At 59.2% G+C, this 20382-nt stretch carries 10 protein-coding genes; 6 read left to right on the top strand and 4 right to left on the bottom strand.

Annotated elements, in window-relative coordinates; genetic code table 11:
• Nucleotides 1-142: 142 nt before the first annotated feature.
• The 6 genes from ybgF (at nt 143) to HZB29_11620 (ending at nt 8289) form a co-directional block, all read left to right on the top strand.
• A complete protein-coding gene (ybgF, locus tag HZB29_11645; protein ID MBI5816249.1) occupies nt 143-1057 on the top strand; it encodes a tol-pal system protein YbgF in 915 nt (304 codons plus the stop codon).
• Between the two features lie 47 nt (nt 1058-1104).
• Nucleotides 1105-3021, top strand: coding sequence for a SurA N-terminal domain-containing protein (locus tag HZB29_11640; GenBank protein ID MBI5816248.1), 1917 nt, complete (start codon nt 1105-1107; stop codon nt 3019-3021).
• Between the two features lie 159 nt (nt 3022-3180).
• Entirely contained in the window at nt 3181-3384 is a 204-nt protein-coding gene (locus HZB29_11635; protein ID MBI5816247.1) for a hypothetical protein, read from the top strand.
• A 290-nt stretch (nt 3385-3674) separates the two neighbouring features.
• The gene (locus HZB29_11630) at nt 3675-4676 is read left to right on the top strand and encodes a hypothetical protein (GenBank protein ID MBI5816246.1); all 1002 of its coding nucleotides are present in this window, start codon (nt 3675-3677) and stop codon (nt 4674-4676) included.
• 287 nt (nt 4677-4963) lie between these two features.
• Nucleotides 4964-7189: a PAS domain S-box protein gene (locus tag HZB29_11625; protein MBI5816245.1), complete on the top strand. Its 2226-nt coding sequence runs from the start codon at nt 4964-4966 to the stop codon at nt 7187-7189.
• On the top strand, nt 7174-8289 hold the full coding sequence (locus HZB29_11620) for a response regulator (GenBank protein ID MBI5816244.1): 1116 nt from the start codon (nt 7174-7176) through the stop codon (nt 8287-8289). Before HZB29_11625 ends, HZB29_11620 begins: the two co-directional genes overlap by 16 nt.
• An 81-nt stretch (nt 8290-8370) precedes the next feature.
• Here the strand turns inward: HZB29_11620 and HZB29_11615 are convergent, their stop codons facing one another.
• From HZB29_11615 to HZB29_11600, 4 genes are all read right to left on the bottom strand, one after another.
• Nucleotides 8371-10761, bottom strand: a complete 2391-nt coding sequence (locus HZB29_11615) for an ATP-dependent Clp protease ATP-binding subunit (protein ID MBI5816243.1) — start codon at nt 10759-10761, stop codon at nt 8371-8373.
• Nucleotides 10761-13478: a tetratricopeptide repeat protein gene (locus HZB29_11610; protein MBI5816242.1), complete on the bottom strand. Its 2718-nt coding sequence runs from the start codon at nt 13476-13478 to the stop codon at nt 10761-10763. The genes HZB29_11615 and HZB29_11610 overlap by 1 nt, the downstream gene beginning before the upstream one ends.
• An 88-nt stretch (nt 13479-13566) precedes the next feature.
• On the bottom strand, nt 13567-17100 hold the full coding sequence (locus tag HZB29_11605) for a UvrD-helicase domain-containing protein (protein ID MBI5816241.1): 3534 nt from the start codon (nt 17098-17100) through the stop codon (nt 13567-13569).
• Complete coding sequence (locus tag HZB29_11600) at nt 17097-20366, bottom strand: PD-(D/E)XK nuclease family protein (GenBank protein MBI5816240.1); 3270 nt, start codon at nt 20364-20366, stop codon at nt 17097-17099. The genes HZB29_11605 and HZB29_11600 overlap by 4 nt, the downstream gene beginning before the upstream one ends.
• Nucleotides 20367-20382 lie beyond the last annotated feature (16 nt).

The following is a 20382-nucleotide window of genomic DNA, read 5'->3' as shown; positions in this document are numbered from 1 at the left end:
GATAACTTATGGATCGCCGGCCCGTCCGGCGTCCGGTGGATGGACATGGCAGGGGCACGGCGCGCTGTGCCCCTGTCTTACGTTCGGAGAAACGGTCATTAAACTGATTGACGGAGCCTTCCGGCTGGCGTTTGTCGCCGTCGTGGCGTTTGGGCTTGCCGCGTTGACGGCATGCGAAACATCGCGCTCCAAACAGGAGAAGAACGTCATGCAGGGGCAGATGACCAGGATAGACGACCGCGTCGGCCAGATAAGCAAGACCATGGTGGCCCAGGCGGACCTGGCCGCGAACTTGGATCAGCTAAACCGCGCCGTCACGGTGATGACCGGCCAGATGGAGGAATTCAACGGCCGGTCGGCCATGCTTACCGAGAGGATGGACCGGCTGGAGAAAAGTTTCTCGCTGATGACCAACGAGTATCAGGGGGAGGTGGTGGAGAGGACCGCCGCCGCCACAGCCGTGGCGCAGGAGACCAGGCGGGACGTGAAAACCCTGCACGCCGAACTGAGGGCGTTCATCCAGCTTATGGAGGATAAGAGCGGGATTTCCAGGAAAAGCCACCAGAAGGCCGTGGAGGCTCTTTCGCGGGACGTGGTGGAGGCCCGCCCGGCGGCGGCCGCTCCGGCGCAACCCTCCGGGGAGCAGAGGCAACCGGCGGCGGCAGAGGCCGAAAAGACCGTGGAGACATACCAGCGGGCCTACCTGCTTTATTTGCAGGGGGACTATGGCGCGGCTGTGAACGGTTTTTCGGCGTTCATGAAGAACTATCCTTCGTCCGGACTTGCGGACGGGGCGGCTTACTGGACCGGCGAGTCTTACTATGCGATGAAGGACTATCCGAAGGCGGCCGAGGCCCTTTCGGCGATGGCCGATAAATATCCGTCCAGCGCAAAAGCTCCGGCGGCGCTTTTAAAGGGCGCCCACGCGTACCTGGAAATGAAGAAGGGGGATATGGCCGCGCAAAAGCTTGCGGCGGTGCTCGAAAAGTATCCGTCTTCCGGCGAGGCCGCTCCGGCGGCGGAACTGCTGAAAATGTTAAAACCGGCGGGGCAGTGACTCTGCTTACGCTTTTTGACCGGCAAGAAACATTGGGGTTTTAGAAAATGCTGAATTTTTTCCGTGAAGGGTCCAAGACCTGGATAAGCAAGGTGGTCATATGGTTCGTGGCGCTCACGTTCGTGGCGTCCGCGTTCCTGGTGTGGAGCATGCGCGAAACGCAGGACGGGGGCGTGGCCGCCACCGTGGCGGGGGAGGTGATAACCCGGCGCCAGTTCAGCGAAAGCGTAAAGCAGATGGAAGAGGGGTTGCGCCGTCAGTTCGGCGGCCAACTGGACGCCGCAACGCTAAAGGCGCTCAACGTGGAGTCCGTGGCGCTAAATTCCCTTGTGGGCCGGGCCTTGCAGGTGCGCGCCGCCAGGGAGGCGGGGATCATCATTTCCGACGAGGAGCTTGCCACGGTCATACAGAGCATACCGGACTTCAAGGTCAACGGGGTGTTCGACAGGCAGCGCTACACGAATTACCTGAACAGGACCGGCGTTTCCCCGGCGATATTTGAGGAAGGGTTCAAGACCGACCTTATGGTGGCCAAGCTTGCCGCCATGGTGGAGAGGAGTGTGCGAGTGTCCAGCCTGGAGGCGCGCAACCATTATATGTTCGAAAACCAGCCGGTGGCCGTGGACTTTGTGAAAATCAACGCGACGGACATGGAGCGCAACCTCAAGTTCACCGTGGAGGACCTGAAGAAGTGGTTTGAAGGGAAAAAAGAGGAGTTCCGCCTGCCGGAGAGCCGCTCTTTCAGGGCGCTTATGATGGAGCCGTCAGCATTCACCTCCAAGGTGACGGTGACCGAGGACGAGATTTCCGGATATTACACCGCCCACACGGCGGAGTTTGAGACCCCGGACGAGGTCCACGCAAGGCATATCCTGGTGTCCGCGCCGGCCAACGCGCCTGCCGCGGATGTGGAGAAGGCGGAGAAAAAGATCAAGCGCGCCCATGAGCGGGTGGCGGGGGGCGAGGATTTCGCCGCCGTCGCCAGGGAGATGTCCGAGGATCCGGCCGGGAAGAACGGCGGGGACCTGGGCTCGTTCAAAAAAGGGATGATGGTCCCGGAGTTTGAGAAAGTGGCGTTCGCCATGGACAAAGGGGACATTTCAAAGCCTTTCCGGACGCAGTTCGGTTTCCACGTTGTCCAGTCGCTTTCCAGGACGATCGGGCGGATACCGCCGCTCGCCGAGGTGAAAGGCGATGTGGAGCGCAAGGTGCGCGGGGCGAAGGCCAGGCCTGCGGCCCAGGCGGCTCTAAAAGCGCTTGTGATGGAGATCAGGCCGGAAAACTTCGCCTCGGTCACCGACAAACATCCTGAAGTGAAGATAAACAGCTATACCACCCCCAAAGGACGGCGCCTGCCCGGATTCTCCGATTCCACGAAAGTCACGGAAGTGGTGTTCGGGCTGAAGGAAAAGACGGTGTCGGACGTGGTGGAACTGCCTGAGGGCTTCCTTGTGGCCATGGTGGACGCTGTCCATCCATCATATGTCCCTGCGCTGGAAGCGATAGGGACCGCGGTGACGGCCAGGTATAAGGCCGAAAAAGGGATAAAGGAAGCGGAAGACACAGCCGCGAAGATCGAAAAGATGGTCAATGAAGGCAAGCCGCTGGCCGATGCGGCAAAATCGTTCGGCCAGATTGTGGGGAGGACCCAGCCTTACTCCAGGGCCAACGTCTCCTCCGCTACCGTCAAGGGGGACGGGGTGATGATGGAAGCCTTCGAACTGGGAGACGGGGAGGCCCGCAACGTCCAGGTGCAGGGGGGCTATGCGGTGCTCAAGGTGGCCTCGCGCCATGCCGTGGACGAAAAGGAGATGGCCGCCAAGTTGCCGGAGCTGCAGAAGAGCCTTTTGGCGAAAAAGCGGGAAAGGGTGTACGCCGAGTTCGTCTCCAACCTCAAGAAGAAAGCGGAAGCGGACGGCGATATCAAGATACATGTGAAAGTGGAAGGGAAAACCGGGGCCTGAAGGGGGCAGGATTTCGCTTTTATTTCGTGCGGGGCGATTTTTATGGAAAATCCCTTAAAAAGGTCTAAAGTTATAAAAGAAACGGCCGATAAAGACGACTAGGGATTAACTGACGCAAAAGCGCCTGGCCCCGTTTTAAAAAATAAAGGAGAAGTTATCATGCCCACACCAGTTGGAGCTTCCCAGGGAGTTGCCGCCATTAAAGGCGCCGCCGCCGCCAAAACAGCAGTAAAAGCCCAGGCGCCCCAGGCCGCCCCGGCCCCGAAATCGGACGCGGTGAAGATCAGCGCCCAGGCCCGCGCCATGGCCGGCCATGCCGAGCGTGGTGAAAAGGGCGAGGGAGACGGCGACAGCGACGGTTAGTCCGTCATCTCACAGATAACGCCCCCCTTTTAGCGTTATGTTAAAAGCGGGGGTTTTCTATTCAAATCAACCAGTTAGGCCCTTCCGGGCTCTTTTTTTGTAATAATCCGCGGCGAATTGGCTAAAGATTTCCGGCCAATCAGCCGTAAATTAAGCATGCTGGTCAAACGAAGACGCCAGATGATGTCAGGACTGTATATGGAAGTAAGGCCCATAAGGATTTGGGCCCGGGAATTTCATTCCAAGATGGCGGAATGAATATTACAACAAGGACGTTGGAGGAATAAGCCATGAGTATGGGATTGCCGAACGCAAAATTCGGTACGGGTCAGCCAATGCAGCGGCTGGGGCTGGCTTCGCGGCAGTATAAGGTCGCTCCATCCATAGCCGAAAAGGCTATTTTCATCCCGAAACCGCATGACAGGGTGGACTTCAAGCTTGTCATGGGAGGCGGGAAACAGGCGGGGCAGGGCGAAGTTCCGCTGATGGGCGGGAAGAGTGCGCCCGAGTCCATTCCACTTCCCGGTTCGGGAATTGGGCCCAAGGGGGAGAACATCTCCGCCGGAGAATTGGGCGCAAACGGCGTCACAGCCAGATTCGGCAAGTCCGCGTGGGGCGGAGGCTCCGCCGGAGGCCAGGTTGAAATGGTGATCAACCGGAATCCGGGCAAGATGAAAGACGGGCTCAGCGACCCGATCCCCACCCAGGAAGAGGGTCGGCAGGTGAACAACCGGCAGATACATTTCAGCCAGCAATACGACGCATACGGAAGGCCCCGGATAGGCTTCTCGCGCGAGCCTTACGATTTCGCCGCCACAAAATTCGTCTCCATCACAAGCCAGGTGGATTTCCAGGCCAACATGGCGAAGATGCACGAGCATTTCGACCAATACCTTTTGACAGGCACGGGAGCCGCGCAGCCGGACAAATCGCAGGAGACTTCCGGTGAAGGCGATCAATCCCGGCAGCCGGTGATGGGGGAGGAGCAGGCGCAGTCCCCGGCCCAGCCCTCGGTGATGGGGCAGGAGAAGATAGATTCCATGTCCCAGCCATCGGTGATGGGAGGGGAGGAGAGCAAAGGATTTTCCGAAATCCCGATTTTCGGCTCCACTTCGCAGGACTCCGCGTCTGCCGAGGAAGGGGCGGGAGATTCCAAAGCCAGCGCCGAGGAGGCGTTTGAAAGCGGCTCATCCTCCGGCGCCACGCCGCAGGAAAAGTCCTCAAAGATTGATTCCGCCTATGTATCCGGCAAGGAGAAGAATCCAGCCGGTTCATTGAGCGTTTCAGCGTAGTGGCGTATGTGGGGGGTGGCCGGAATCACGGCCATCCCCCGCCACTGTTTTCAATCCAGCTATCAAATACCGCTCTCCAAAATCAATCAATCATCTCCAGCCGGGAGTGGTAATTGTACGTTTCAATACAAAATAAGTGTGGTGGCGCACCTTTGTTTACATAGGTAAACTTAATAAAACCCTTCGTTTTTTGCCAGCTAACTGGTAAACTAATAACCGTAATGCCTGTTTTTCAATTAAGTGGTTCCTGAAAGCTTTTCCTTTTTTTTCGCTGGTTTCTTAAATATATGAACCATCCGGAAGGCGGAGCTCCCACCAATATTGGCGCACCTGACGTCAAAATGCTCGTCGAGCGGGTGAGACTGCTTTACGGCCAGGCAAAAGTCGCGCTCATAGCCAATTTAGTCAATCCCGTGATTGTAATGTATGTCCAATGGGATGCTGTGGCGCATGAAATCCTGGTGTCATGGGCGGCGGCTTTGTGGTTTGTGACTCTTTACCGGTGGGGGACTGTGCTCGCTTTCCGCAAACAGGATATAAACGAGTCCAACGCAGCGCTCTGGAAAAACAGATTCGCCGCCGAAACGTTCGTTTCCGGCCTCCTTTGGGGGGTGACTGGCGTCCTTTTCATGACCGGAGAAATGGTGTCCCACCAGTGGTTCACAGTGTTCGTGCTTGGCGGTATGGCGGCCGGAGCGGTGGTATATCTTTCCATAGTGATGGAAATCTACAGCCTGTACGTCGTCCCGCTTATCATACCTGCCGCGATCAAACTGTTCACATTCGGCGACGAGGTGCATGTGGCCGCCGGGCTTCTGATCGTGGTATTCGTGGCGATCATGTGGGGACTTGCCACAAGGATAAATAGAACATTCACCGACACCCTGGCCCTCCGTTTTGAAAAAAACGACCTTATCGCGGCGCTCATCGCCGAAAAGAAAACCGCCAACAGCCTAAACCAGGGGCTCATGGAGGAAGTCAACGAGCGCAAGCGCGCGGAGGAAGCGGCCATTGAAAGCGAAGCCCGGTTCCGGCGCATAGCCGAAGCGTCTTTTGAGGGGATAGTGATATCCAGAGAAAGGAAGTTCCTGGATGTAAATACCATGTTCACCTCGATGTTCGGGTACTCACGGGAGGAATTGCAGGCGATGACCGTGTTGGAGCTTACGGCCCCGGAATACAGGGCCACAGTCGTGGCCAACATCGCTTCCGGTTTTGACAGGCCATACGAGATTCTTGGGCTCCGCAAAGACGGGTCCACCTTTCCTGTGGAGGTTCGCGGCAAGGCAGCTTATTTCAAGGGCCTTCCCGCGCGCATCACTGTGTTAAGGGACCTTACGGACAGGAAACTGGCTGAAGAGGCGATAAAGAGGAGCGAGGAACGGCTCCGCGTGGTCACCTCCGCGGCCAGCGACGCGATAATAATGATAGACGCCAGCGGCAAAGTGGATTTCTGGAATCCGGCGGCGGAGAAAATGTTCGGCTACACGCAGCGGGAGACGCTTGGAGTTTGCCTGAGCACGATTATAATCCCGGAAAAGTTCCGGAGCGCCCACCTGAACGGGCTTGCGGCTTTCAGTGAGAAAGGGGATGGGCCGGTCATCGGCAAGACAATCGAGATCACGGGCCTCCGTAAAAATGGGGAGGAGTTTCCCCTGGAGCTTTCCATCGCTTCCCTGAAAATGGCCGAAGGATGGAAAGCAATCGGGGTGGCGCGGGACATAACGGAACGCAAAGCGGCGGAACTTGCTCTCAAGGAAAGCGAGAAACGTTACAGGACCGTGGCGAATTACACCTTCGACTGGGAAAACTGGCGCGGCCCGGACGGAAAAATGATTTATGTGTCCCCTTCGTGCCAGCGCATTTCAGGCTATTCCAGCGAGGAGTTCGCCGCAGATCCTTTGCTGGAAGTGGAGATAGCCCATCCGGACGACAGGATGGCCATCAACAAACATTTCCGCGTCATGCGCAATCTTTCAGAAACCAGCGAACTGGAATACCGCATAATAACAAAAAGCGGCGAGGAACGCTGGATACACCACTGTTGCATGAACGTTTATGATGAACAGGGGGGCTGGCTTGGCCGCCGCGCAAGCAACCGCGACATAACCGAGCGCAAGAAAGCCGAGGAACGCCTTGTGGAAGTGGAGCGCAACCTGATGGAGGCCCAGAAAATAGCCCGCATCGGCAGTTGGAACCTGGACATAATGAAAAACAGGCTTTCACTGTCCGAGGAGATGCGCATGATCTTCGATGTGGATTCCGAAATGGGGGAGGGGGCGCTGGCCTGGCTTTTCGCCGTCTATTTGAGGCATATCCACCCGGAAGACAAGAGCAAGGTCGCCCTTGCGCTGGACCTGGCGATTTCCGAATTCAATAATTTCGACATTGATTTCAGGCTTGTCCGTCCCGATGGAGCGGTAAGGCACGTCCGCTCTTACGTCAAGATTTTCCGGGGCGGCGGCAGGATATCCGGGGCGGCGGCAGGATATCCGGGGTGGCGCAGGATATAACGGAGATCAAGCTGGCCGAAAAGGAGCTGCGCGCCGCCAAGGACGAGGCCGAAGCCGCCACCCGGCTGAAGGACAAGTTCGTGTCGCTGGTGGCCCATGATCTCAAATCCCCGCTGGCTAGTATAATCGGCCTTCTGGGTCTTTTGGGGAGGGATGAGGCGAGCAAGCTTTCCGGGAAGGACGCTGAAATACTCCGCCATGTGAACAGCAGCGGCGGCAGGATGGTGAAAATGATCAGTGAGCTTCTCGACATCAGCAGGCTCCAGACCGGCAAGATAAAGCCGGAGCGAAAGTTCATCGACGCGAACGTGGAAGTGTCCTATGTCCTTGGCAAGGTAGGATCGCTGGCGGAGGGAAAAGGGGTCAAGATCATGAACGAAGTCCCGCCGGGGATGAGGCTTTACACGGATTTTGAGCTTTTCGGCGAGGTCATACAGAACCTTGTCACCAACGCCGTGAAGTTTTCCCGCAAAGGGGACACGGTCAGGATTTTCACGCCGGAAGGGCGGGAGTGCTCCATCGCCGTGGCCGACAATGGAACCGGGATTAATAAAGCCATGCTGCCGGTCTTGTTCCGCCACGACGAGAAGACCTCCACACCGGGGACGGATGGGGAAATGGGCACCGGATTCGGCTTGCCTTTAAGCCACGACATAATGAAAGCGCTGGGCGGCAGCCTGACAGCGGAATCAGAAGAAGGGAAAGGGAGCGTGTTTTACGCGGACCTGCCAATGGTAAGGCCGAGGGTGCTTATCGTGGACGACGAGGCGGCGATCCGCATGGTGCTCAGGCTTCTATTAAGCAGGATATATGTGGACACCATGGAAGCGGAAAACGCAAATCAGGCCTTGTCCATATTGGAAAAAGAACAGGTCCATCTTTTGATATTCGACGTGATGATGCCGGGAATGGACGGATTTGAGATGCTAAAGCGGATTAAGGGCATGCCACATCTCAAAGATATCCCGGTGATAATGATCACCGCGGACACCGACACGAAAAAACGCGAGACCGCTTTCAGGCTTGGAGCCGATGATTTCGTGAACAAGCCGCTCACTCCGGAGGATCTGATCCCGCGTGTGAAAAGGTTCCTGGCGTGATTTATTTTTAAAGGCAATTTTCGTGAAAACGGCATCCCGGCTCTTTTCAATAATCATCTCTGGTTTGCATTCAGCGCGTTTTTATCTCACGATCTTCAGCCGGTCCCCCTCTATGGCCAGGGTGATTGTTTTGCCCCCGGAGGCGCCCGCCAGAAGCATATCGCCAAGCGGTTTGGCCACGAGATTTTCCACCGTCCGGCGCATGTTCCTGGCGCCATAGGCTTCGCTGAATCCTTCGGTGACAAGCTTGTCCACCACCCCTTCGCCGATTTGAAGGGAGAGGGAACGTTTGGCGAGTTTTTCCGATATTTCGTCCAGCGCCATTTTTGCGATAATCCGCGCGCGTTCCCTGTTCAAAGGCTCAAAGACCACCACTTCGTCTATCCGGTTCAAAAACTCGGGCCGGAAGGCCGATTCCAGCGCCTTCAAATACTCCCCGGCCTCGTCCCGTATTTTGTCCGCGCCGAAACCGACGGCCCGTTCTTTCAAACGTTCCGCCCCGATGTTGGAGGTCATCACGAAGATTGCGTGGGTGGCGTCCACCGTCTCCCCGTTCCCGTCCGTCAGCCGCCCGGCGTCGAACAGTTGCAGGAATATGTCCCACACGTCCGGATGCGCCTTTTCAATTTCGTCGAGCAGCACCAGTGAATAAGGGCGTTTTTTCAACGCGCCGGTCAATTGCCCCTCCTGGCCGTGCCCCAGGTATCCCGGGGGAGCCCCGATAAGCCGCGCAACATTGTGCTTCTCGCCAAACTCGGACATGTCCAGCCGGATCATGCCGCCGGTATCGCCGAACACCTCCTCGGATATAAGTTTAGCCATGCACGTCTTGCCCACACCAGTGGGGCCGGGAAAAAGGAACACCGCCACAGGCCTGTTCTCGTCGCGCAGCCCCGCCGCCCCCATCCGCAGCCGTTGTGTCACCTTTGCGATAGCGCGATCCTGCCCGGCGATCTTTTCGCGCAATTTGTCCGCAAGCCGCAAATAGAGCTGGGCCGGGCCGGCCCCGGCCAGTTCGGCGGGCTCGATTCCGGTAAGTTCGCGAACGGCTTGGGCCACAATCTCCGCCGTCACATGTTCGAACGCCTTTTTGCCCCCCGTTGCGCCGGACGGGGAGCCGGGATGGTGGCTGAGCGTATCCACCTTCACCAGCGCGCACGCTTCGTCTATCAGGTCTATCGCCTTGTCCGGCAACCGTCTGTCCCGTATGTACCGCATGGAAAGCCGCACCGCCGCATCCAGCGCCCCCTCCTCTATCACCGCGCCGTGATGTTGTTCAAAGCTGGCCTTCAGCCCGCGCAGCAATTCGAGCGTTTCCGCCTCGGAAGGCTCTTCGACGCGCACGGGGATGAACCTGCGGGCCAGCGCCTTGTCGGCGGCGATGTGTTTTTGGTATTCGTCGAAGGTGGTGGCGCCGATGCAGCGGATCGTCCCACGCGCCAGGGCCGGTTTTAAGATCGCTCCAGCGTCCAGTCCGCCACTTCCGCCATCACCAGCCCCGACAAGGGTGTGCAGTTCGTCAAGGAACAATATGAGCTTTGGGTCCGCCTCCGCTTCCGCCACGATCCGGTTTAACCGCTCCTCGAAATCCCCCCGGTATTTCGTCCCCGCCACAAGCTGCCCCATCCGGATTTCGACTATCCGGTGGCCCCACAATTCTTCCGCCACTTTTTTTTGAGCGATCCGCGCCGCAAGCCCCTCCACAATCGCGGTCTTCCCCACGCCAGCCTCGCCCACTAACGCCGGATTGGACTTTGTCTTCCGGCAAAGCACCCGGGCCAGCCGGAGCATTTCATCGCGCCTGCCGATGACCGGTCCCAATTTCCCCTGCGCCGCCAGCGCCGTCAGGTCCCGCCCGAACTGCGTTAGCGATCCTGAGAGTGCGTCAACGGAAAATTCCGGAGCCGTATTTTTTTGCGAAGGGATTTGCGCGCCAGCGGTGGCCGGGGATGGGGCATGCGCCGCCGCGTTGGCCTGCTCTGCCAGCCGTTCCACCTCCTGCGTTTTGATTTTGCGTCCGGACAGAAGCTCTTTGACCTGCGGCGGCGGATCCTCGAAAATGGCCTCGAGCATATGCGGCGCCTTCACCCAATCGGAGTTAAATCCGTTGGAGATATAAGCCGCGCGCTCGAAAACGGCTTTCAGCGAAGAGCTCCTGTGCACCGGCGCGTCGTCTTTCCATTCGTAACCCCCGATCCCCACCGCTTCGCGCAGTCCGCGCCGGGTGGCGGCGGGATCAAGCCCTACCCGGCTGAAGATATCTTCCAGGACGCGCGCTTCCTCCTTCATGATGGTCATGTCGGCCAATGAAAAACTTACGCTGCTTTCTATATACGGGATCGCGTCCTTAAGTTTTAAAAGCCCGCAAAGAAACTGGATGACGCCGATTTTGGGAATTTTCCCCGCAACAGTTTCGCCCGCCGATATCCGCCATGCGGCCAGCAGGCCGGGAGAATAAGGGGATTTTTTCACTATTTAAGCCCCTTTTCCAGATATTCGAGCCTCTGGCGAACAGGCTCAACGTTTCTTGCGTCGTTCGGGCCGGCGTTGGCGAGAAACACCCTGTACGCCTCGCACGCCTCCCTTGCCCTGCCAAGGGTGTCCAGGGTCCAGCCCAGGGAGTAGTACGTTGAGCCGAACTTCGGGTCTATCTTGATGGCGCCGCGGAACTCCACCACCGCTTCTTCGAGCATGTTCAGCTTCATTTTCGCCATGCCGACCTTGTAGCGCACCTCCACGTCGCCCGGCATTTCGGCCGCAAGCGCGCCGAACACATTGAGCGCCTCGGCGTACTGGCCGTCCATCAAAAGCACATGCCCCAGGTTGAACCTTGTGCCCGAGTCGGACGGTTTTAGCCTGTGCGCCTTCCAGAAAGCTTCCGCCGCTTTGCCGTACTCCATCGCCTTGATGAACGCCATCCCCTTGTTGAACTGGTCCACGAAGTCGCCGCCTGAAGGCGCCGGGCCGCCCCCCATTTTCTGTTCTATCTCCGCCAGCACAGCCTTCGCGGCGGCAATCCATTCCGCCTGTTCGGCGGGGGCGGACTTTATATACCGTTCATACGCCTCGCGCGCCTTTTTCAGGGCTCCAAGGTTATAGTTGGCCCAGCCGTAGTTGTTCCAGGCGATCACGTATGACGGATCGCTGGTCAGCGATTGCCAATAGCAGTCGGCTGCGGCGTTGTAATCGCCGTTCCTTTCATGAAGTATCCCGAGCCCGCAAAGGGCGTTCGGGTATCCCGGGCGCATCTTCAAGGCCTTGTCTATATGCTCGCGGGCCGGGACAAGAAGCCCCAGGTTCATATAGGCGATCCCCCGGTTGTACAGGGCTCCCGGCCCGGTCTTCATCAATTCCAGGTAATCGGCCTCGCTTTTTTTAAGCTGGGGAATGTAGCCCCTGGCTTTCTCCACATGTTCCGCCATGGCGGGAAGGGCGTATTTCGCGAAGTTTTCGAAAGCGCCGGCAGAGTCGCCGTACAGGTTCTGGTTGGCAAGTATCAGCGCATAGTTGTAATAGGGGTCGGCGAATTGCGGATCAAGGGCGATGGCCTGCCGGTACCACTGGAAGCCCGCCTCGATGTTCCCCGCCCGCTCATACGCGATGCCAAGGTTGTAGCGCACAAGCGCGTGTTTGGGGTCTATTTCGGCTGCGCGCAGCCACATCTCCACCGCCCTTGCCATGTCGCCTTTGAATCTGTAGCCGTTGCCCAGGCCGTAAAGGTAACCGGCGTTGTCCGGGCTTAGCTCCACCGCTTTTTCAAACAGTTTTAACGCCTCGTCAAACCGCCCGGCCCTTTCATGGCACACTCCCAGGTTGTAATGGTGGCTGGGATTGGATGTATCTTTTTCAAGAGCCTGGGCCAGCAGGGCCACCGCCTCGGGCCCCCTGCCGCTTTCGGACAGAATGATCCCAAGCCCCTCGTATGCGGAGGAGAGCCCCGGTTTGAGCTTTATCGCCTTGCGGAACGCCTTCTCCGCCTCCACCGCGTTCCCCATGCTTTTGAGCGCCTGGCCGTAATTGCAGTATCCTTCCGCCAGGTTGGGGTCGAGCTTGACGGCCTTGATATACGCCTTGGCAGCTTCGGTGTAGTTCTTCTTGCGCCACAGCGAAATCCCGGCGTTAAGGTACGCAAGCACACAGTTGGGGTCGAGCTCCAGCGCCTTTTTGTATTCTCGCAGGGCATGGTCGTGCATCCCCATCTGGGCCAGGGACACCCCTTTGTCGCTATGGTCGCCGGCCTGAAAAACGCGCCCCTCCGGAGGGCTGGGGACAGGCATGTTCCGCATTTCACGCTCCCACATGTCCGCGAACGCCAGACGCAGTTCGATGAACCCCTTCTCAGGCTCCCGGCCGCCGAATCTTTGCGCCGGGTCCTTGGCCAGGCATCTTTCTATCAGCGGCCAAAGCAATGTCTTAAGCCTCTCCGGGGACTGATCGCGATGGGCCTTCGCCCAGTCCCCGTCCACCGCAGTCACCGGAAGCCGCCCCTGGGCGGACATCTGGTATAGCGTCACGCCGAAGCTGTATATGTCGCTTCGCGCGTCCGTCTCCCCATCGAACTGCTCGGGCGCCATCCACGGCGGAGTGCCGACAACGAATTTTCCCTCCCCCGCCTTGATAAAAGAAAGCCCCGGGGCGGACGATGAAACATTCCCGGCGGGGAAGGGTTGGGCGGAAAGGGAGCCAAGCCCGGCCAGGTCAAAATCGCTTACCTTCAGGTTTCCGGCGGAGGTTATCATCAGGTTGTCAGGCTTGATGTCGCGATGGGGGGTGATCTGCTTCAGGCGCGCGTGCTCCATGCCGTCGCAGAACTGCACGCCCCAGCGTAAAATCTTCTCGGGCGGGATGCGCCCTTTGAGATGATGGGTCAGCGTGTTCCTCCCCTCGGAATCGGGCGCGATGTATTCGAGGCCGATGTAAAGCCTGTCGGCGATGTTGAATACCCCCATGGCCTGCACGATGTACGGATGGCGGTCCAGATGTATCCACGCAAGGGCGCCGCGCTTGAAACTTTCGAAAAGGGCCTTGTCGTGGAAAAAGCCTTGCTGGTAGGTCTTCAGGGCCACAGCCCCGCCCCCCTTGTGGTCGAAACAGACATAAACGATCCCCATGCCCGATCTGCCGGCCCCGCCGCAAATCCGGTGCACCTCGTAACGCCCGCCGATGCGGTCCCCAACCTTGAAATCCACGGTCCCCCCCCCCGTTCAGACAGATTGTGTGATTCATATTATCGCACGGGCGAGGCCGAAAGAAGCCGAATCAGTTCTGATTGTGAAGTCAGGATTCACCGGAACCGCAAAACCCGCATCCCGCCGCTTTGCAATATTCCTCATTGGCGCGGGGCCAGTGGTTTTCCGGGCGGGTCTCAAGCTTTGCTATCGCCGCCGCGGCGGCCAGGGCTTCTTGCTCGATGTTCCGCGCGCCGGTTGGATCAAGGGTAACGCTGGTGACCGGTTTTTCAGGTTCCGAAAGATAGACGACGCAGCTTTCCATACGGTCCACTTCCATGGCGTTCATCAGCGCCGCCGCGTATAGTTTCAACTGGAACAGATAAACGCTTTCGCCGGCGGGGCGCTTCGAATATTTATAATCGGCCACGAAAATATTCCCTTCATGCTCCCACACCACGTCCGCCGCCCCCCGGACGATGAGCGTCACATCATCCCCCTCAAGTTTATAGACCAGCGGAACTTCCCTTTTCGCCTCGCCCGGCGTGGCCGTCAACAGTCCGGCAAGCGGGGCCGCGCCAAAGGCTCGCGCGATGGCGCCATGTATTATTTTGCGCGTGGCATCCGTCTGGTCCGCGAAATCCGCGTTCACCGCGCTTGAAAGACGTTTTTCGAAACCATCTTGCGTGAAGAGGAGCTTTTCGAGAAGCGCGTGGACCCTGCTTCCCATGTCCGCGCTGGATGATTGCGTCCGTACATCTTTTCCTTGCGGCGCCGCGCGGTTTTCTTCCAACTCCATCACATGGCGGTGATAATACAGCCTCGGGCAGGCGTTCATGGCGGCAAGGGCCGTCACGGTGACGTTTATCACAGGCCTTGCTTCGGGAGCCGTTTTCTTCTTCGCAATCTCCCCGGCGCCGGGCTGGTCTAAAAGTGTTTTCACCCGGCGCACGATTTCCCTGTCGTCCTCCCGCTCCAGGCCTTCCACCGGCGCGGCCAGTCCCGCCGCGTCCACAGGTTCCACCGCAAGCCCGGCCCGTTCCACGATGCCGTCCACCCACGCGCTCCAGGTGTCCTTCCCGGACTTTCCCGGCGGGCCGCTTAACACAAGCCTGTCCCGCGCCCGTGTCATGGCCACATACAGCAGGCGTTTGCTCTCCTCGCGCGCGCCCCGTTTCAACTCCTCTTCCACCGCAAGGCGCACCGGGCCTTTCACCCATTCCATGCCGTCCGCCACGCAATGGCTGATGGCCGCCCCCATGCGGGGATGGAAGACAGCGCGCCCCAGGTTCGTGTTCGAGGCCGCCCCCATGTCCCCGATTATCACCATGGGAAACTCCAGCCCCTTGCTCTGGTGCACCGTCATTATGGACACGGCGTCCGCCCCGGCCACGTCCGCCTGCGCCTCCTTGTCCGCCCCTTCATCGCTCCGTAGCCGAAGGTCCCGCACGAACGCGGAAAAGCCTCCGTTACCGGCGTCGAAAAGCCTGGCCCGTTCGATGAGCTTTAGAATGTTCGCAAGTTTCTGTTCGCCGTGGAAGCGGCTCATCATCACCGCGCCATAACCTGTGTCCGAAAGGATCGTCTCCAAAAGCTCGGCGATGGCAAGGCGGCCTTTCCCGGCGCGCCACCTTGCGGAGACGGCGGCGAACCGTTTGAGCCTGACGGTGTCTTCCCGGGAAATATCCTTTGGGAACGGTTTTGGATTTCCGCTGAAAAATCCGGGAGTGTGGCGCGGGGCGCCGTTTTCGTCCCGGTGGAGCAGGAGCAGCGTCACGTCGCTCACCCCCACAAAAGGCGACCGTAACGTTCCAGCCAGCGCCAGCGCGTCGTCCGGCCAGTCCAGCCACGAAAGCAGGTTCACAAGGCCGGCCACTTCGCCCGCGCCGTAAAATCCCTTGCCGTGCACCACCTGGAATGGGACTCCGGCAAGCCGGAATGCGTTCTCATACATCGAAACGTTGGTGAACCGGCGCATAAGCAGCGCCACGCCGCCAAACTTCAGCGGCCGCCGTTTGCCGTCCAATTCGATGATAGTCTGGCCCGATTCCACTTCCTTGCGCACAAGCCCGGCTATGGCCCGCGCCTCTGTCATCCTCGCTTCCCGCGCCCCGTTTCCATCCGGAATGAAAAGCCTGCGCACAGCCGTCTGGCCGCAGGCCCCGCGATGGGCCGTCAACGCGTCCTCCGCCGGATCAAACCGCCGTCCGCTCCCGTCCTCTCCGCCGTTCATAAGCTCGGTGAAAAGGGCGTTGGTGAAGGTTATAAGCTCCTCCACGCTCCGTCTGTTCACGGTAAGTGGCGCCGACCGGCCGCCTGTTTCCACGATACGCCCGGCGGTGCTTTCGAACACGGCCGGATCGGCCCCCCGGAATCCGTAGATGGACTGCTTGAAATCGCCCACGATGAAAAGCTTTCCGTCCGCCGGATCGGCGATGGTGGTGATTATTTCGCGCTGAAGCTCGTTGGTGTCCTGGAATTCGTCCACCATCACCCTGCGGAACTTTTCGGCGTAGCGGCTCGCCACTGATTCGCGCGAACGGAGCAGGGCCAGGGCCTTCTCCTGCAGGTCGTCGTAATCGAGTAGCGATTTTCTCTCCTTCTCCCGCACATATTCGTCCATCACGGCGCCGGAGAGCTTTAAAAACGCCTCCATGTCCCCCATGGTGGCCCGTTCGATCACCGCTCCGGCGGCTTTGCGCAATAACGTTGCGGCCATATGGCCGGTTTCAACTGTTTGCGGCATCGCGGACTTGCTTTCGTTCACGGACTCTTCCATCTTCTTTGCCCACTCCATGCCTTCCACCGCCGCAGTGATGGACGGTTTGGCGCCGCATAGTTCCCCGGCGTTCCGGGCGATCCACTCGGCCGCTTTCTTAAGGGTCGGAAGCTTTGACGTGGCATCAAGCTGAGGGACAACGGCCATCAACCTGTCAATCATGGCGCCGTCATCGGCGATATATGGCCCGGCCTTTTCCCTGTACAGGTTTATGAGGGCGCTGGGCGGCTTGTCCGCCGCGCGCAAAAGCGGGATCATACGTGTGATGGTGTCGGTGAGCCCCGCGCCCATGGCGGCTTTGGCGGCGAAGCCGAATATGAACGTCAGCCGTTCGGCCTCCTTGTCCCCGGCGCGCAGTTTTGAAAGGAGCACGCGCCGCGCCGCGTCCTCCAGTCCGGTGGCCGCCTGCGTCTCGTCCATCACGCCGAATGCCGGATCAACCCCGGCGGAAAGCGGGTTCTCTTTTAAAAGCCTTGCGCAGAACGAGTGTATGGTGGAGATATAGGCGCCCCCCAGGGACTGGCGTTGCCGGACGAGGTGATAATAAAGCTTCTCGTTCCCCCCTGGTTTGCCATCCCCTTCGTCCAGGTTCGCCGACGAGCCGGAGACAGGGAACAGTCCCCGCATGGCCTCAAGCTGCGCCGTCAGCTTCTCGCGGACACGCTCCTTCATCTCCGCCGCCGCCTTATCCGTGAAGGTTATTGCGGCAAGTTCGTCCACCTTCACATAGCCTTTGTCCGTCTCAGTCTTGAGTTCATCGATGAACTTTTCTACGAGCGAATAGGTCTTGCCCGATCCCGCCCCAGCCCGCGCCACAACGCTCCCATCGGCCTCCAGGATCATCTTCACCGCGTCCATGCTCATGATTCCGCCTCGCCTGACGGCGTGAAAGTTTCTATATGGCCGCACAGGGCGGAAAAGGAGCAGTAATCGCAATTGACCGGCTCCACAGGGAAAAGGCCGTTTTCTATATTGATCACCGTGGCGGCAAGCTTGTCCAAAAACCGCTCTCCGCCGGCTTGTGGTCCGATGGAAAGGAACACCCCGTCGTCCACATGCGTCTGCGCCCCTTTCCCTGAATCGGTCATGATGTACGCATCCGAAGGCTTGCGGGCCTTGAGCAGCCGGTAGCCGCCGCGCAGGGCGCCGGGTTCGCGCAGGATGCCCTTGTCCATCACATAACGCCGGGCGAGCATCATGTAAATGGGGGGCTGGAAGGAGGTCCGCCCCATGTTTTCCCGCTTCACCATCTCCCGGTATTTTTGCGCCGAGGAGCTGTTCTTGTAGTCCACTATGCGCGCGGCCCGTTTCCCCGGGTCCACGTCTGTCCTGTCTATCTTGCCGCCCAGGAACCTTTCGCCAAGCTCCGGAATATTCACCGATATGGGGGGCTCGGCCTTCGGACCAAGGCCGAACGCAGTTTCCACCGCGCACGGCACAAAGCCGCTTTTCGCCTGTTCTTCCGCCTCCACCGAAAGCCACAGCTTCAACTGGCCCAGAATCCTTTTTTTCTCCACCCGGAAAACCGATGGGTCCCCCTGTCCCCCCATCGCTTCAATGGCCGCGAAAGAATTCTCCGCCGCCTCGAAAAGCGCGGTCTCCTCCGCTGGGCCGCCGCTCAATGGGAGCCCGTTATTTTCGATCATCCGCCTGTAAAACCTCTCCACGATATCGTGGAGAAGCGTCCCCATCCCTTTTGCGTCCATCTCAAGTTCCGGCTCCTCCACCTCCTCAAGGGCCAGCGCGCGGGCGGCGAAAAAGCTGAAAGGGCACTGGCCGTACTTTTCCAGCCCTGTGGGGCTGTAGCTCCCTTTGTGATGTTTGGCGAAGGTCTGGCGCAGCCTTTGACGTCCATCGGAGGCAAGCCCGCTGTGGGAATCGAGCATGGCGAGCTTGGCATGGGGGTCTTGCTCGAAAAAATAATTGTCCCGCCTGCGGGCCATGGCCGAAAGGTCCAATAGCCGGGTGAACTTCAACTTGCGCCCGGCAAATTCAGACGCCGCCGCTTCGGCTTCCCCCTTTTGGGGCGCATTCCCCCGGAAAATGTCCTTTATCACGCGGGTCATTTTCTCGTCGCCATCGGCAAGTTCGTCCATGGCCCGCTCGGTGATGATAGGAGGCGGAGCCTCTTTTTCCAGAAGCTCCTCGCGCTGGGCCGCTGCCGCCCCGGGCAGGATCACGTCCAGCGTGTCGTCCACGAACTGCGACCGCATAAGGGGCCTGCCGTCCAGCTCCTTCTCCGGATAAGTGAGGACGACGCTTTCCCGCGCCGCCTTGACCGTCTGGAAAAAAAGGAGCGACTCTTCCTGCCATTTCTCCGTCCACCTGTCAAACACCCGCAATCCCTTGCACAGGTGGGGAGCTTTAGCGCGGACGTGGGCGCCATGCAACCGGTTGAACTCGCCGCGTTCCTGCTCGTTCAATATGGAGCCTGCCTCTGGAAATTTCGGGAATTCCCCTTCCACAAGCCCCCCCACGCATAGATGCGCGAACGACAGCCCCGCCGCGTCGTGCGCCCCGATGGCCGCCACCGTGTTCGTGTCCGCCGTCCCCGGCTCGGGGATGTAACGGTTGTCCAGGTGGCTTGTGAAAAGGGCGCGCAGCGCGTCAAACCCCATGTTAAACCGCCCCAGCCGCAGCTTTTCCGCGGCCTCCCGCGCCTCGGCGACGGTCTCCAGCAGCTGGACGTGCGCGCTGTTGTCGCGGAACCGGACCTTTTGCGCCCGTGGCATCGCGGGCTTTCCGGGCGGATCTGCGCTGATCGCCAAGCTCTCCAGAATCGCGGAGAAGGATTCGAAGAAACTTTCCGGATGCGCCTGCCCGGCGAATTTCTCCAACTGGTTTAGCAGGGCCAATGTTTCGCGGGCGATTATTTTAGCCGCGCCCCGTTCATCTTTTGTCAATTGCTCCACGCCACGGCCGAGCTTCGCCCTCCAGGCGGAGGCCGGCCCGTCTATGATTTTGGACACTATGAAAAGCTTGCGCGCCAGGCCGTGATCAAGCCCCGCAAACCTGCCGAAATAGCCGGAGGAGATCACCGGCATCACCGCGTTGCGCTCAAATCCGGTCTCTATGGCGGTGAAGATGGACAGGACAGCCTTGACCAGCGGATTGACGGACAATTTTAAGCCGAGCCGGAAATAGAACGGCACACCATACCTGCCGAAAACGTCCTCGATGATGGCGGCGTATGGATTTATGTCGCGGAAGACCACGCCAAATTCGCTCCAATCGAGCCCGGTCCTCTCCCTTATGCGCAATATGGAAAGGCCGATTTCCTCCACTTCGCGGTACCGGCTGGCGCATTTCAGAATTTTCACGTTTTCCAAAAGCCCGCCGTCCACTTCCGATGGCCCGGGGCGGCCCATGTCGAACAGTTTTGCCAGCAACGGCTGGAGCGCCCCTTTGCCCGGTTCTTCATAAGCGATTTCAAGCTCCCCGGCCAATTCGCCGAGGTTTTCGAATTTCTCGATGTTGGAAACAATATATCCAAAGGCCTTGCGCCGCTCATCCGGGGCGGGGGCGACGATCTGCACCGGCATCCTTAGGGCGATTATCCTGAAAAGCTCGAACCGGAAGGGGGTGAACTGATATATGTCCCGCAAAACTATTGCGCCGTACTGGCTTAGAATGGGGATATCGAACGCCTCGTCCCGGCCCAGCGCGGCGATTACCGCCGTTTTTTCAGGCCCGGAGGCGGAGAGGCGGTGATCGGCCAGGGACTTGTGAAAAAGGGAATATACTGCGGCGATGTCCCGCTCGCTTTCGGGGGCGTATCCTGTGATTTGTTCAAGGACCTCCGGCGTGACAAGCCCCGCCGCCAGCTCGTTGAAGAACGACAGGGTCACCCCGGTGAAACCCTTGAACCCCCGGGCGCGGGCCAGGGCGCATCCCGGACTGGCGCTGCAATGGGCGTCCATCGCTTTTGCAAGTATCAGTGATTGGGCGAAAGGGGAGGCGCTCTCCACCGGGCCGGGAAGCTGGGCGGACAACCTTTGCTCGAACGCCCCCAGGGTCATCATGCCGAAACCGGCCGCCGCCCTGTTACCCGGCCCGTCCACAAGGCGCGCCACCGCCTCCTCCAGCTTGCGCCGGGTGGGATATATCGTCAGAGCGGGCCGGGTGGACATGCGCTTTATAAAGCCC

Source organism: Nitrospinota bacterium (genome assembly GCA_016235255.1).
In the GTDB taxonomy this organism is placed as follows: domain Bacteria; phylum Nitrospinota_A; class UBA7883; order UBA7883; family JACRLM01; genus JACRLM01.
The sequence above is the reverse complement of the archived record's forward strand: the minus strand, read 5'-3'. Positions and strand labels throughout refer to the sequence as shown.

Excerpts from the sequence above, each read along its gene's own strand:
- HZB29_11640 (MBI5816248.1), top strand. The coding sequence starts at position 1,105 with ATGCTGAATTTTTTCCGTGAAGGGTCCAAGACCTGGATAAGCAAGGTG.
- HZB29_11635 (MBI5816247.1), top strand. The coding sequence starts at position 3,181 with ATGCCCACACCAGTTGGAGCTTCCCAGGGAGTTGCCGCCATTAAAGGC.
- HZB29_11630 (MBI5816246.1), top strand. The coding sequence starts at position 3,675 with ATGAGTATGGGATTGCCGAACGCAAAATTCGGTACGGGTCAGCCAATG.
- HZB29_11625 (MBI5816245.1), top strand. The coding sequence starts at position 4,964 with ATGAACCATCCGGAAGGCGGAGCTCCCACCAATATTGGCGCACCTGAC.
- HZB29_11605 (MBI5816241.1), bottom strand. The coding sequence starts at position 17,100 with ATGAGCATGGACGCGGTGAAGATGATCCTGGAGGCCGATGGGAGCGTT.
- HZB29_11600 (MBI5816240.1), bottom strand. The coding sequence starts at position 20,366 with ATGTCCACCCGGCCCGCTCTGACGATATATCCCACCCGGCGCAAGCTG.